This window comes from Lentzea sp. NPDC058450, from assembly GCF_042721395.1.
Classification (GTDB): domain Bacteria; phylum Actinomycetota; class Actinomycetes; order Mycobacteriales; family Pseudonocardiaceae; genus Lentzea.
In genome coordinates this window covers 1-11,659 of the sequence record NZ_JBHXLO010000064.1, presented here as the reverse complement: position 1 = coordinate 11,659, position 11,659 = coordinate 1, and the positions used below count along the sequence as shown (strand labels likewise).

The window sequence follows — 11,659 nt, the reverse complement described above, 5'->3', positions numbered from 1 at the left end:
CCCGCGCGAGCTCCCGGACACTCCCCCGTTCTGACCTGCGGAAACGGGTTACTCCATCCCAGTGAATCAGTATCTCAGTACTTCAGTATCTACTGACTTACTGATAGACTGAGTACACAAGGGCAGGACAGGGAAGAGCGAGGGAGACCGAGATGCACACCAGGCTTCAGCTGGACGTCACCGCCACCTTCAAGGTTCGCGTCACCGATGCCGGTCGCGTGGAAGTTGTCATCTTCGACGGCAGCGGCGGCGACGCGAGCGCGGTGCTCGACATGTTCCCCGCGCAGGCCGACTCGCTCCGGGCGCAGCTCCCCGTTCCGGCGCGCGTTCGGGACTGATCTCCTCACGTACTGATCTACTGAACTCAGCAGGGCCCGTCACCACTCCCCCGGTGACGGGCCCTGCTGCTGTCTGGTCGTCTGCCCAAACAGCCGGTGTGTGACTAAGCGCTTGCTTAAACAACACCTCGTGCACGATCGAAACCACCGGGTTTGAAGATCAACCCACAGGGTCTCTCCTCGTGGTGGTCCTCCCCTTCGCCGCCCTGCGCGTGCTGGATCGCGCTCCCAGGGGCCCGTCCAGGCCCGCAGGTACATTTCAGCCTGGTCGGGCCCCTGGGAGTGTGATTCGGTGCGTGCTGGGTGGTGACGGGGTGGGCCTCCACGCGAGAGACCCGCAACGCAGCGCGACGGGCCGAAGCACCCGGAGCAGCTGCTCACCGCGTGCCCCCTCCCCTTTGTTGTTCTGCCACCCGGCGAGGGAGCTTGGTCTGAAACCGCCGGCCGCGAGCTCCACCCCCACCAACCCCTCACGGCTGCGCCGGTCCGTGCCTTGGCCGTGGGCACACCCACCGGTGGGGCCCCTCTGGGGTGCCGGTGGGTGTTGGGCCCCGCGGCTTGGGCTCGGACGGTCCGGCGCGGCCCTGGGCTTGTTATATGTGCCATAACGGGCCGCTAGCCCTTCACTCCCTGGTCAGGACGTTCCCGCCTTAGCACCGAGACACCGGGGCAGGCCGACCGTGCCCGTCCTGGGTCCCCGGCATTACGAGACTCACGCGTCACTAATCAGCTGGCATTACGAGACTGGCGCGTCACTATTTCGACCGTCTGCACGCGCCGTGCGCAGAGCACCTCTTGCACTCCGCGAGCCGAGCGCCCGAGATCGGCACAGACTGTCGCTTCAGTGCGGACTAAAGAGTTCCTCTTTTACCTATCTTGCTATGCACCGGACGTCGCTGACGCGTCCTCCTGCGGGCACGAAAAAGGGCCTCACGGCGACGCCGGAGACCCTGAAAGCTGTGGCGATACCTTAGCTCGTCCGCCAGGTGATCATGCTCGAACTCGAGTCCCTCCGGTGGTTCGTCCACGCTGCTGGACGAGGTCGGCGACAGCTTGCGCCGTGGCCTCGACGTCGACCAGGCCGGTGTCGATGGACAGGTCTGGGGTCGTAAGTCGCGGTGTCGAGTCGTAGGCGCTGAGGCGCTCCTCTGTGTCGCCTGTACAGCGAGAGACGATGCGCTCGCGGGCAACTTCGCGCGTGGTGTGCAGCTCTACGACGAGCCACTCGACAGCTTGAAGCGCTCTCGCGACGGCACTGACTGCCTGTGGATTGCCGAGGTGAAGGACGGGAATTCGGCCGGCGTCGACGAGCTGCTCGACGTGAGATCGGTCGACGAGGTACGTCGCGCCGTACCGGTCGTCTCGCCAGATCACCTCGCCTGGGGTGGCTAGAACACGGGTCAGCTGGTCGGCGTCGACCATCCTGTACCCGGTAGTTCGACCAGGTCCGCACTTCAAGCGCTCGAAGTGTGCGAACGGTCCGAGCTTGAGAAGGGCGTTCGTGACGGTGTCCTTGCCCGCGGCTGGTGCGCCGTACAGCACGACGGCGGATGTCACCGTGCACCGATCTTCGTGAGGAACTCGCTCGCCTGCTCCAGCAACGGTCGTGCTCCGACGCTGTTGTCGATGATCAGGTGCGGGGTCTTCGGCGCGAAGGTGAGGTCCACTCCAGCAAGGTATGCGGGCCAGTTCGAGAGCTTCGCCGAGTCGCGCAGCGCGCCTCGATGCTTGACGTACGTCTTCATGCTCTCGGCGTCGCAGCGAACCCAGACCACCTCAAGCTCGGCATTCTTCGACTCGACCCGCGACCTGAGTCGGTCACACCATGCCTGGTCGGAGAGCTCCCGGATGAACGGCGCGGTCATGACGACCGAGACGCCGCACTCGATGTTCTCGACCATCGCCGACACCAGGGCCGCGTACTCGGCCGGCCGGATCGTCTCCAGGTAGGTCGGTGACTCGCGGTCGTGGGGTGACTGACCCAGGCTCTCTAGGGCCGCCTCGACCACTGCGCGCGTCGTTGTGTCCTTGTCGAGCAGTGCCCAGCCCTTCAGGCGCGCCAAGATCCTTCCCAGCTCTGTCTTGCCGCTCCCGGCGTAGCCGCCGATCACGATGACCCTCGTCGGAGCCGTCTCGTCGCGAACCGGTGCTGTGCCGTCTGGAGGGCAGTGGACGATCCGGCTTGATCGGTCGCGGTTCCTGACCAGTCCCTTTGCCTCAAGTCCTTTGAACGCGCGCGTGATGGTCGCGACGCTCGTACCGAACTTCGTGGCAAGGGTTCGTGTCGGCTCGATCTGCTCGCCGTGGCCGAGCCGACCAGACCTGATCTCGGTCTCGAACCACCTCTCGATCACCTCGGCTGCCGTACCTCGCTGGAGGTCGGTGGGGATCGGGTTCTCCTCGGACGTAGTCGTCATCACGCTCTCTCACGTCGGAACAGAGGCCGGAACAGACCGTAACAGCTGCGATCAGCCGACCTATTCGCGCTGGTCAGGCATCTTTTTCTGCCTAGTTTCAGTGTATCAGTTGACTCGCTCTGTATCGCTCTGTTAGCTTCTGTTTCACACAGATACATGTGGCTGGGGCCACACCAGACGAGGGCCAGAGCCGCCAACCTGAGGAGTCCGAGATGATCCGCAACTTCAAGATCGACCAGGCCGCCACTTTCGCGGGCGTCGTCTTCCTGTCCTGCAAGGCGAAGACCGTGTTCGGCTCGACGGAGCAGGACCGCACGAAGGACGGCACCCCGAAGTGGGAGGTCGAGGTCCTGGGCGCGTTCTACGGCTTCAACGGCGAGACCACGAACGAGGTCGTGAAGATCGGTATCAGCTCGAACGTCAACCCGACGGAGGGCCTGGCGGCGTTCCGGCCGGTCGAGCTGGTCAACTTCGAGGTCGGCGTGATGGAGAAGACCAAGAAGAACCCGGACGGCTCGGAGAAGGTCATCGGCGTGACGGTCTGGTACCGGGCGACGCAGGTCCGCGACATCGCGGAGACCGTGATCAAGCCCGGCACCGACACCAAGGCTGCCTGATCATGAGCGGCCGTTTCGAAGAGCGGGCTCACGTCGGCATCGCGGTCGTGGTGGGTGCGATCGGTGGAGCGGTCGGCTTCAAGCACTCGCACGACTGGGCGATCGAGAACGGCCAAGAGTCGTGGATCGCGTGGGCGGTCGCCGTGGTGATCGAGTGCATGGCGATCGTTGCCGGGCTGGAGTTGAAGCGTCGGCGAGGCGGGTTCCCCCTGCTCGTCCTCGTCGGTGCCTTCCTCCTCCAGATGTCGGCGCAGGTCGCGAACGCCCGTCCCACCGTGGCGGGCTGGATCATCGCCGCGACACCGGCCCTGGGCTTCCTCTGCATCGTGAAGATGCTGCTCACGCGCTTGTCGGAGCAGCCCGCAGCAGAGCCTGCCCCGGTCGAGGTGCCGCAGGTCGAGCCCGTTCGCCCGGTGCCCGCTGAAGCCGTTCGAGTCGAGGAGCCGGTAGCCGAGCTGCTCGCCCCGGCTCCCGCACCTGTCCAGACGGCGGCGGTGGCAACTCCTGCCGCTGTCTGGCCTCCAGCCGCGTAATTCGAGAACCACGTAGGAAATGACGGGAGGAACAGCGATGGCAACCGACACGGTCGAGAAGGTCTCGAAAACCGGAAAAGCCGTCAAGGGCGCGAACTTCAAGAACAAGCGCGAACGCAAGGCGTACCGCAAGACGCTGCGCCAGGTGATCGCGAACAAGGCCGCTAACAAGGCGCTCGACAAAGAAGAGAAGAAAGAGCAGTTCCGCAAGATCAAGCTCGTGAAGCTGCGCCGTCGCAAGATCGCCCGTGACTGGCTGCGGCTGCTGGAGGCCGTGCAGGCGCTCGCCTCGGAGGTCGGCCGCGTGCCGGACCGGATCCCCGGCGCGGACCCCAGGTTCTACGGAGTGGCGTCCTCGTTCGCGAACGACGCGGCCAAGGCGGTGGCGGAGAAGGCGGACCAGTACGCCGCGTTCTCCCGCAAGGACGTGCGCATCTACAAGCCCGCAGGGAAGGGGTGACGGTCATGGCGCTGAGCCTCATCGCCCGGCTGGAGGACGTCGACGCGCTCATGGAGCGGGTCCGGATGCAGATCGAGCGCTGCACGCCGGACGACCCGGAGCTGGGCGCGGGCCTGGCCGGTGGAGACCTCTCCGGCACCCAGACCGCCATCGACAAGATGGCCGTCGTGGTCGAGGACCTGGACGTCCACCTTCGCGACATCGCCCGCGCGTCGGCACGCTGGTAACACCGTTAGTCCCGCTTTATCGGCGGGGAGCCACACGAATTCAACAATCGTCGCGTGGCTCCCCGCTGCGCGTTTTAGGGGAGAAACGATGGCTAAGCGCACTTTCGGAAACGGCCTCACGGCGCGACTGCTCTTCTGGTCGTTCAAAATGCTGGGAATCATCATCTGGCAGACGCTCGTGTTACTGGCCAAGGTCTCGTGGTGGACCGGCAAGAAGATCGTCCAGCACCCGCGTAGCAGCGTCACCGCGAGCCTGCTGGGCAGCGCCGTCTACCTCGTCGGCTGGGAGATCCTCGCGGGCCTGGTCGGCCTGATGGTCCTCGGCTCGTCCACGTGGATGGCGGCGGACCGCGAGACGTTCGACCGCTTCCTGGGTGACTGGCTGGCCGCCTGGGGTCGCCGCTGGTGGTCCTACCGGCGCACCTGGGACCGCGTGATGGTGCACTGCGGCCTGGCCGTCGACGTCGATGACGAGCGGTACATTCCCGCGCTGCGCAAGATCAAGCACTCCCGCTACTGGGACCGGCTCGTGGTCGAGATGCCCGTGGGCCAGGAGGTCGCCGACATCCGCATGGCCGCTGAGCGCGTGCGGCACGCCTTCGAGGCGCTGCGGATCACGGTCACCGAGATCGAACCGGCGGGCGTGGAGCTCGGGCTCATGCGCCGCGACCCGTTCAAGCACGAGGTGGTGCCCGCGGCTGACATGCCGGCCGCGACGGCGGACATCGACTGGAAGGCCCTCCCGGTCGGCCTGACCGAGTACTGCGCGCCGTGGACGATCTCCCTCACGGGCGGTCACACGGCCGTCTGCGGCACCTCGGGCGCGGGCAAGGCCAGCATCGGCTGGAACCTCCTGCGGGCGATCGCCCCGGCCATCGCGGACGGTACCGCGTTGTTGCACTTCATCGACCCCAAGCGGATGGAGCTCCGCCAGGCCCGCCGCCTGGTCGCCACGCACGTTCCCATCGACGAGGTCCTGGACGACCGCCGCCGCTACGTGCGGCACGTCCGCGACGAACGCTCCTCCTACGTCTGCGGGCCTGAGGAGACCCTGGCGATGCTGCGGGGCCTGGTCGAGGCGATGCAGGCTGCGGCTGAGCTGGCCGGTGAGCGGGGCGAGCGTGACCACGAGCCGTCGACGTCGACGCCGCTGAACGTGATCGTCATCGATGAGCTGGCCCCGCTGCTGGAGTACTGGCCGCGCACCATCCGCGACAAGATCATGGAGCTGCTGGGCCTGCTGCTCACGCAGGGCCGTGCGCTCGGGTACCTGGTGGTCGGCGAGATCCAGGAGCCCACGAAGGACGTCTTCAAGATCCGCGACCTGTTTCAGCGTCGCATCGCGCTGCGTCTCCCGACGGAGGCGCACACCGACGCCGCGCTGACCGAGCACGCGGTCGACCGGGGCGCGAAGTGCCACGAGATCCCCGAGAGCCTGCCCGGCGTCGCGTACGAGCTCCTGCAGGGCGCTACGGCCGCGACCCGCAACCGGGCGGGCCACGTCACCGACGAGGACATCGCCGCGCTTGTCGAGTACGTCGACCAGCTGCGCCTGGCCGCTGAGGTCGCGGCCGTCGACGCGCGCACCGAGGACAAGGCGGTGGCGGCGTGAAGGGCTGGGCGTCTGACCTGCTGCGCGTGTGGCTGAAGGTCACCGTGCTCATCGCGGCCGGCCTGCTCGTCGGCCTGGTCCTCGTTGACCGCGAGCACTGGCCCGTCCTGCTCTGGACGGCCGCGCTGGTCGAGGCGTGGAACACCCTGAGCGCCATCAAGAGCTGGCTGTTCGCGGCGCGCTACGCCTGGTTCTGGTGGGTGAAGTGATGCGGGCGCTCATCGTCGCCGCTGGCGTCCTGCTCCCGCTGACGGCCTGCGTCGGCCTGGTCCACGGCACCCGCTCCCCCGAGTTCGTGATCGTGGTCGCGGGCTCGGCGCTCGTCCTGGGCTGGCTGCTGATCAGCCTCGCGTTCGAACGCTTCGACCGTTGATGATCACGCTTTCGCTCTTTTTACGGCGTGTCGCTTGGCCTTTTCCCCTTGACCACGCGAGTGTGAGCGGCGCACCCGCCCGAGACGAAGACTTCGCCAGAAATGGCGAAAGGCCCCCGCGCCAACGGAGGCCCTTCTTCGACGGCGGTCCCGCTAACTCCCTAGACCGGAGCGAGACCAAATGCCTGCGGCTACTGTAGCCGACGGCGCGGCCCTTTCGCATTCAGCGAATGGTGTCGACACGCCGTCCAACATCCTCACCCCGAGTGATGTCAGCAACTTGCTGGCGTCCATGTGGACCCCGAACTTCCCCTCTCCGGAGCTGGTGGCCGAAGCCGCGGCTCTCTTCCCGCGCGCCGCCATCCCGGCCGGACCGGACGGCCTGCTCACCGAAGGTCCGCGGCCGTACCTGCGCGTCGGGCCCGGCATCGTGGCCGTGCGCTCGAAGGACTTCGCTCGCGCCGAACGCCGCCCGGGCAACCAGGGCGCGATCGAGCTCCTCGGCCTGGCCGAGCTCGGCCAGCGCGAGCTCACGATCGTTGAGGGCGAGCTGCTCGACCGCGTCCGGCAGATGAACATCCCGCTGGAGCAGCAGAGCCGGTACGCGGACCTGCTGGCCTCGTACCTGAGGCCGTGCACCGACACGTGCGACGTGCCGTGTGACCTGCACCCCGGTGAGTTCCCCGGCGACCCGGTTCCGACCAGGGTCATCACGCAGTGGTCGCGCAAGTCCAGGTCCTACATGACGGAGATCCTGGGCACGCTCGACTACACGCCGATGTTCGAGGACCCCTCGCGCCTCCCGGCCATGCTGACCGTGACCTACCCCGGTTGCTGGTTGCGCGTCGCCCCCAACGGCAAGACCGTGAAGGCGCACCTCAAGGCCCTGCGCAAGCGGTACCAGCGGGCCTACGGCGAACCGCTGCGGTGCATCTGGAAGCTGGAGTTCCAGCGCCGCTTGATCAAGGGCACGAACGTTCCGAACGTGTGCGACTGCGAGCACTGCGACGGCCTGGACGACGGCCGCGCGCCGCACGTGCACATGATGATGGTCCCGCCGCACAAGCTGATCGACGGCGTGCACTTCTACCAGTGGCTCAGCCGCACGTGGACCGACATCGTGGCCCACCCCGACGAGGTCCAGCGCAAGAACCACCTCGGCGCGGGCACGGCCGTTGACCTGCACAAGGCCCTGCGCAACACCGACCCGCGCAGGCTCGGCGTGTACTTCACCAAGCACGGCCTGGCGGGCTCGAAGGAGTACCAGCACGAAGTGCCGGCCGCGTGGCAGCAGCCAGGAGAGGGTCCCGGTCGGTTCTGGGGCTACTGGGCGCTGGAGAAGGTCACCGCTGAACAGCCGCTCACGACGTGGGTCGCCGACCGCGTCGGTCAGACCATCCGCCGCTGGTCCAGGGCCCAGGGCGTCACGAGGCAGGTCACCCGTCCCCGCGTGAAGGGCGGTCGGCCGGTCTCGCAGTACCCCGAGGTCATCGGCCTGGCGGGCGCGATGCTGCTGGCCTCCCGCGAGGAACCCAAGTACCGCAGGACCCGCACGCGCGCGGTCCGCATGAAGTCGAACAGGGGCTTCGTCTCGGTGAACAGCGGGCCTGAATTCGCGTCCCAGGTCTCGCGCTACATCGATCAGCTTTTGGACACAGGAGTTGTCACCGACAGGAAACCCATCCTGCCGAAGTAATGAAATCAGTACATCAGTATGTGCTGAAGTGATGAATTACTGAAATAGCAACGCGAATTGGTGAGGTGATCGGAATGCAAACAGGCGGAACGTTCTTCGGCAGGTACCCGTGCCGTTTCGGCGGCGTTCTCGGGACGCACGTCTCGGTCCATTTGATCAGCGACGCGAAAGGTCAGGACGTGGTCATGCGGTTCGACGCTGCCGACGTCCAGCCCCCGCAGCCGTACATGTTCTCGGTGCCCGAGGCGGAGGAGCTCCGCGACGCCCTGGACGAGGCGATCATGACGGCCGTCCAGCGTGGACGATGAGTACATCAGCACTTCAGTAAGTACTGACATACGGAGAGGCCCGGTTCAACTCGCGAACCGGGCCTCTGACGTGCGCTTACCCTTGGGAGAGCCGGGGCACACGCGAAATTTTTGTACCGATTTTTGTCCTATTTCAAGCTGCTGCGGTAGGCCAACGCCGCGTCCAGAGCGTCCCGGAGACGCTCAGCTGCCTGCGGCGTCAGGCTCACGCTCTCGAACCGCTTGCGCGCCGTGAGCGTGAGGGCCAGGCCGATCCCGTTCTCCGGCCCGTTCTCCTCCTCGTCCGGGCTGTGGGTGACCTCCAGCTCCCCGGGGCTCTGGTCGTCGTCGTCGGTCACCAGGACGGTGACCTTGAAGTACTCCGTGGCTTCGCTGTCCATCGCTGCGCTGCTCCTCGGTCGTTGACGCGGTCTACTTGGTGCCCCGGCCCCTCGTCGTGCTGGTGGTGCCCTCCTGGTCCTTCGGGCGCTGCCGCAGCTCTCCCTCGGCCCGGTCGGCGCGCTGGCGCTGCTGCTCGATCTCGGCTCGCGCCGTGGTGACCTCGGTTCGCACGCCGGCCAACTCGTGCGTGAGCTCCTCGACGCGTCGACGCGCGGTCTCGCCCTCGCTGCGGCTCACGGCCAGCTGTGTCCGCGCCTCGCCCAGCTCCCCGCGCGCCGTGGTCAGCTCGGCGTCGACGCGCTCCTTCGCCTCGACGGCCTGGCGGCGGTCGCGGTCGACGTTCTCCAGCTGGCTGTTGAGCCTCGACGCGTCCTCGCGCGCCGTCGTGGCCTGCCCGCGCATCACGGTCAGCTCGTCGTCGGTCTCCTGAAGACGCTCGCGCAACGCCCTGACCTCGTCCTCCAGCCGGTCCGCACGGGCCTTCTCCGCGACGTGCCCGGCGCGCTCGACGCCCAGGTCAGCGTTCACCGTGGCGAGCTTCTCCGTGTGCTCCTGGCGCTGCTCCGCGAGCTTCACGGCGGTCTCGGACGCGGCCGTCCGGCGCACCTCGTCGACCAGGCGGCCGTGCTCGGTCTTGAGCGTGTCCATGAGGGCCTTCACCTGCTGCGCCTCGCGCTCGGCCTCCTCCTGCGCTGCCGTCGCGACCGCAAGCGCCCGGTCGGTCCTGCTGACGGTCTCGGTGAGCGCGGCGACCTGCTTCTCCAGAGCCTCGGCCCGGCTCGCTGCCGACGCCGCGTCCTCGTCCGCCTGGTCCGCGCGGCCGATCGCAGCCGACAGCTGCTCGACCACCGCCAGGCGCTCGGCACGGGCCTTCTCCGCGGCTGACTCCGCCTCCTGCACCTTGCCGCGCGCGTCGACCAGGCCGCGCTCGATCTCCTGCGCGATGGCTGCCGAGTCGACGCCGGCCGTTCGCCGCGCGAGCTCCGTCGCGGCTGACGCGAGGATCTTCGACAGGTCCGCCACGGTCACGTCGTCGGCCAGGCCGAGCTTCGCCAGCGCCTCTCGCGTGCCGGGCAGCTGCACGTCGGCGGCACCGCTCTTGCGCTTGTACGCGGCCCTCGCACGGTGCCGGTTGCGCTCCGCCTCGGTGTCACCCGCGTAGCTGCTGCCCTCGTGCGTGATGGCCTCGCCGCACTGACACGCACACAACCCGATTCCGCTGGTCATCGCCCTGGTCTCCCTGCCTGTTCGATCCGTTGACACCAGTCTACGCCTACGTAGAACTCTACGCAAGTCTACGTCTACGTAGATCTACGCTACGTAGACGTAGAATCTACGTAGACGTAGACTCGAAGTCCTTCACTCGAATGGACTAGTGAACTGACTTCAGTAGATCAGTACTTACTGATATGCTGATGTCATGACAGAGACGGAGACCGGACGCGAAGGGGCTTTGACGTGCTGAAACTCGTCGTCATCAACCTCAAGGGCGGGACTGGCAAGACCACGAGCGCGGGCTACTTCGCCGCCGCTCTGCACGAGATGGGCCTGCCCGTGGCCGGTATCGACGCGGATGAGGAGAACGAGGGCTTCGCGAGCTGGGCGGAAGAGGGCCCGTTGCCGTTCCCCGTCTCGAAGCTGGTCGTGCCTGACCTGGACGTCAGGCTGCCGGGCATCCTCGGCGACACGTACGAGGCGGCCGTCTGCGACACCCCGCCGATGAAGGGCAACAGGGGCGTGGTCCGCGGCGCGGTGCGTTGGGCCTCCCACGTCGTGATCCCGATGGCCCCGACGTCGGCTGAGCACCGCCGCATGGCCGAGGTGCGGTCGTACCTGGACGAGGCGCTGGAGGGTCGCCCCCGGCCGGTCGTCGCCGTCATGTTCAACCGCGTGTCCGTGCGGGCCGCTGCCACGGGCGTCTACCGCGACCAGCTCAAGGACGAGGGCTGGTACGTCCTGCGGTCGTCGGTGACCTCGATCCAGCGCTACGCCCAGGCCCAGGGCGACCCGATCAAGAACGCGATGAGTGGCCCGTACGGCTTCGCGCTCGAAGAGCTGTTCGACCTGACTCCGGAGGTGGCGAAGTGACCGCCAAGAAGACCCGCGCCGAAGAGCTGCGCGAGAAGCTGGCCCGCGCGTCCGCCGCCGCCAAGGAGCAGCAGGAGCGCAAGACGGCGCCGAAGCCGACGCCGGCCGAAAGCACGCTGGCCGTCGACCGCGAGCACCTCGGGCTGCACACGAAGCCGATCCGCAGCACCGTCGACCTGCCCCCGGTCCAGCACCACGGGCTGAAGGACTGGTGCAGCGAGACGGCCGTGATGATCGGCAAGACCAGGGTCACCACGCAGGACGTCGTCCGCGCGATGGTCGCCCGGCTGCTCACCGATGAGACCTTCGCCCGCAGCATCCGCGCCGACCTGACCAAGTAGGAGGGACCAGCGATGCCTCGACAGTTCGGCGAGGACGTGCCGGCCGAAGAGCTGTACCGCCAGGCCCGCGAGGCGCTCGGCTTCATGTCGGACGAGAGCCTCCAGGCGCAGCCCGTCAGCAGCGACATCCAGAAGCGCGCCATGGTGGACGAGCTGGCTGCACGCGGCTTGCCCCCGCGCGAGCTCCCGGACACTCCCCCGTTCTGACCTGCGGAAACGGGTTACTCCATCCCAGTGAATCAGTATCTCAGTACTTCAGTATCTACTG

17 protein-coding genes are annotated in these 11,659 nt (G+C 67.1%); 13 read left to right on the top strand and 4 right to left on the bottom strand.

Features of this window, described 5'->3' with window-relative positions; translation table 11 throughout:
• Positions 1–152: 152 nt before the first annotated feature.
• Entirely contained in the window at positions 153–338 is a 186-nt protein-coding gene (locus tag ACFWNN_RS45370; RefSeq protein WP_382446179.1) for a hypothetical protein, read from the top strand.
• Between the two features lie 990 nt (positions 339–1,328).
• On the opposite strand, the gene ACFWNN_RS45365 is transcribed toward ACFWNN_RS45370, so the two are convergent.
• Both ACFWNN_RS45365 and ACFWNN_RS45360 read right to left on the bottom strand, forming a co-directional pair.
• Complete coding sequence (locus tag ACFWNN_RS45365) at positions 1,329–1,895, bottom strand: kinase (protein ID WP_382446178.1); 567 nt, start codon at positions 1,893–1,895, stop codon at positions 1,329–1,331.
• Positions 1,892–2,755 carry an AAA family ATPase gene (locus ACFWNN_RS45360; protein ID WP_382446177.1) on the bottom strand — a complete coding sequence of 288 codons (864 nt, stop codon included), beginning with the start codon at positions 2,753–2,755 and terminating at the stop codon, positions 1,892–1,894. Before ACFWNN_RS45360 ends, ACFWNN_RS45365 begins: the two co-directional genes overlap by 4 nt.
• 212 nt (positions 2,756–2,967) lie before the next feature.
• Here ACFWNN_RS45360 and ACFWNN_RS45355 point away from each other — a divergent pair, with 212 nt between their 5' ends.
• The 9 genes from ACFWNN_RS45355 to ACFWNN_RS45315 all read left to right on the top strand — a co-directional run bounded on the left by ACFWNN_RS45355 (position 2,968) and on the right by ACFWNN_RS45315 (position 8,581).
• Positions 2,968–3,372 (top strand): hypothetical protein, encoded by a 405-nt coding sequence (locus ACFWNN_RS45355; RefSeq protein WP_382446176.1) that lies wholly within the window; start codon positions 2,968–2,970, stop codon positions 3,370–3,372.
• Positions 3,373–3,374: 2 nt separating this feature from the next.
• Positions 3,375–3,905 carry a DUF2637 domain-containing protein gene (locus ACFWNN_RS45350; protein WP_382446175.1) on the top strand — a complete coding sequence of 177 codons (531 nt, stop codon included), beginning with the start codon at positions 3,375–3,377 and terminating at the stop codon, positions 3,903–3,905.
• Positions 3,906–3,942: 37 nt separating this feature from the next.
• Entirely contained in the window at positions 3,943–4,365 is a 423-nt protein-coding gene (locus ACFWNN_RS45345) for a hypothetical protein (RefSeq protein WP_382446174.1), read from the top strand.
• Between the two features lie 5 nt (positions 4,366–4,370).
• Positions 4,371–4,592 carry a hypothetical protein gene (locus tag ACFWNN_RS45340; protein ID WP_382446173.1) on the top strand — a complete coding sequence of 74 codons (222 nt, stop codon included), beginning with the start codon at positions 4,371–4,373 and terminating at the stop codon, positions 4,590–4,592.
• Between the two features lie 88 nt (positions 4,593–4,680).
• Positions 4,681–6,204, top strand: coding sequence for an ABC transporter ATP-binding protein (locus ACFWNN_RS45335; RefSeq protein ID WP_382446172.1), 1,524 nt, complete (start codon positions 4,681–4,683; stop codon positions 6,202–6,204).
• A complete protein-coding gene (locus ACFWNN_RS45330) occupies positions 6,201–6,413 on the top strand; it encodes a hypothetical protein (RefSeq protein ID WP_382446171.1) in 213 nt (70 codons plus the stop codon). The genes ACFWNN_RS45335 and ACFWNN_RS45330 overlap by 4 nt, the downstream gene beginning before the upstream one ends.
• Positions 6,413–6,577, top strand: coding sequence for a hypothetical protein (locus tag ACFWNN_RS45325; RefSeq protein ID WP_382446170.1), 165 nt, complete (start codon positions 6,413–6,415; stop codon positions 6,575–6,577). Before ACFWNN_RS45330 ends, ACFWNN_RS45325 begins: the two co-directional genes overlap by 1 nt.
• A gap of 292 nt (positions 6,578–6,869) precedes the next feature.
• Entirely contained in the window at positions 6,870–8,273 is a 1,404-nt protein-coding gene (locus tag ACFWNN_RS45320; protein ID WP_382446169.1) for a hypothetical protein, read from the top strand.
• A gap of 185 nt (positions 8,274–8,458) precedes the next feature.
• Positions 8,459–8,581 (top strand): hypothetical protein, encoded by a 123-nt coding sequence (locus ACFWNN_RS45315; protein WP_382446168.1) that lies wholly within the window; start codon positions 8,459–8,461, stop codon positions 8,579–8,581.
• Between the two features lie 128 nt (positions 8,582–8,709).
• Here ACFWNN_RS45315 and ACFWNN_RS45310 read toward each other — a convergent pair whose 3' ends face one another.
• Both ACFWNN_RS45310 and ACFWNN_RS45305 read right to left on the bottom strand, forming a co-directional pair.
• Positions 8,710–8,961 (bottom strand): hypothetical protein, encoded by a 252-nt coding sequence (locus tag ACFWNN_RS45310; protein WP_382446167.1) that lies wholly within the window; start codon positions 8,959–8,961, stop codon positions 8,710–8,712.
• A 31-nt stretch (positions 8,962–8,992) separates the two neighbouring features.
• Positions 8,993–10,189, bottom strand: coding sequence for a hypothetical protein (locus ACFWNN_RS45305; RefSeq protein ID WP_382446166.1), 1,197 nt, complete (start codon positions 10,187–10,189; stop codon positions 8,993–8,995).
• 231 nt (positions 10,190–10,420) lie between these two features.
• Between ACFWNN_RS45305 and ACFWNN_RS45300 the strand changes: the two genes are divergently transcribed.
• Genes ACFWNN_RS45300 through ACFWNN_RS45290 form a run of 3 tightly spaced genes read left to right on the top strand, consistent with a single transcriptional unit; the run spans position 10,421 to position 11,598 of the window.
• Positions 10,421–11,050 carry a division plane positioning ATPase MipZ gene (locus tag ACFWNN_RS45300; RefSeq protein ID WP_382446165.1) on the top strand — a complete coding sequence of 210 codons (630 nt, stop codon included), beginning with the start codon at positions 10,421–10,423 and terminating at the stop codon, positions 11,048–11,050.
• Positions 11,047–11,391, top strand: coding sequence for a hypothetical protein (locus ACFWNN_RS45295; protein WP_382446164.1), 345 nt, complete (start codon positions 11,047–11,049; stop codon positions 11,389–11,391). The genes ACFWNN_RS45300 and ACFWNN_RS45295 overlap by 4 nt, the downstream gene beginning before the upstream one ends.
• A 12-nt stretch (positions 11,392–11,403) precedes the next feature.
• Positions 11,404–11,598 carry a hypothetical protein gene (locus tag ACFWNN_RS45290; RefSeq protein ID WP_382446163.1) on the top strand — a complete coding sequence of 65 codons (195 nt, stop codon included), beginning with the start codon at positions 11,404–11,406 and terminating at the stop codon, positions 11,596–11,598.
• Positions 11,599–11,659: the final 61 nt, after the last annotated feature.

What these genes read in the sequence shown, in the direction of transcription:
- ACFWNN_RS45370 (WP_382446179.1), top strand. Translation starts at nt 153, where the DNA reads ATGCACACCAGGCTTCAGCTGGACGTCACCGCCACCTTCAAGGTTCGC.
- ACFWNN_RS45360 (WP_382446177.1), bottom strand. Translation starts at nt 2,755, where the DNA reads ATGACGACTACGTCCGAGGAGAACCCGATCCCCACCGACCTCCAGCGA.
- ACFWNN_RS45355 (WP_382446176.1), top strand. Translation starts at nt 2,968, where the DNA reads ATGATCCGCAACTTCAAGATCGACCAGGCCGCCACTTTCGCGGGCGTC.
- ACFWNN_RS45350 (WP_382446175.1), top strand. Translation starts at nt 3,375, where the DNA reads ATGAGCGGCCGTTTCGAAGAGCGGGCTCACGTCGGCATCGCGGTCGTG.
- ACFWNN_RS45345 (WP_382446174.1), top strand. Translation starts at nt 3,943, where the DNA reads ATGGCAACCGACACGGTCGAGAAGGTCTCGAAAACCGGAAAAGCCGTC.
- ACFWNN_RS45340 (WP_382446173.1), top strand. Translation starts at nt 4,371, where the DNA reads ATGGCGCTGAGCCTCATCGCCCGGCTGGAGGACGTCGACGCGCTCATG.
- ACFWNN_RS45335 (WP_382446172.1), top strand. Translation starts at nt 4,681, where the DNA reads ATGGCTAAGCGCACTTTCGGAAACGGCCTCACGGCGCGACTGCTCTTC.
- ACFWNN_RS45325 (WP_382446170.1), top strand. Translation starts at nt 6,413, where the DNA reads ATGCGGGCGCTCATCGTCGCCGCTGGCGTCCTGCTCCCGCTGACGGCC.
- ACFWNN_RS45320 (WP_382446169.1), top strand. Translation starts at nt 6,870, where the DNA reads ATGTGGACCCCGAACTTCCCCTCTCCGGAGCTGGTGGCCGAAGCCGCG.
- ACFWNN_RS45315 (WP_382446168.1), top strand. Translation starts at nt 8,459, where the DNA reads ATGCGGTTCGACGCTGCCGACGTCCAGCCCCCGCAGCCGTACATGTTC.
- ACFWNN_RS45310 (WP_382446167.1), bottom strand. Translation starts at nt 8,961, where the DNA reads ATGGACAGCGAAGCCACGGAGTACTTCAAGGTCACCGTCCTGGTGACC.
- ACFWNN_RS45305 (WP_382446166.1), bottom strand. Translation starts at nt 10,189, where the DNA reads ATGACCAGCGGAATCGGGTTGTGTGCGTGTCAGTGCGGCGAGGCCATC.
- ACFWNN_RS45290 (WP_382446163.1), top strand. Translation starts at nt 11,404, where the DNA reads ATGCCTCGACAGTTCGGCGAGGACGTGCCGGCCGAAGAGCTGTACCGC.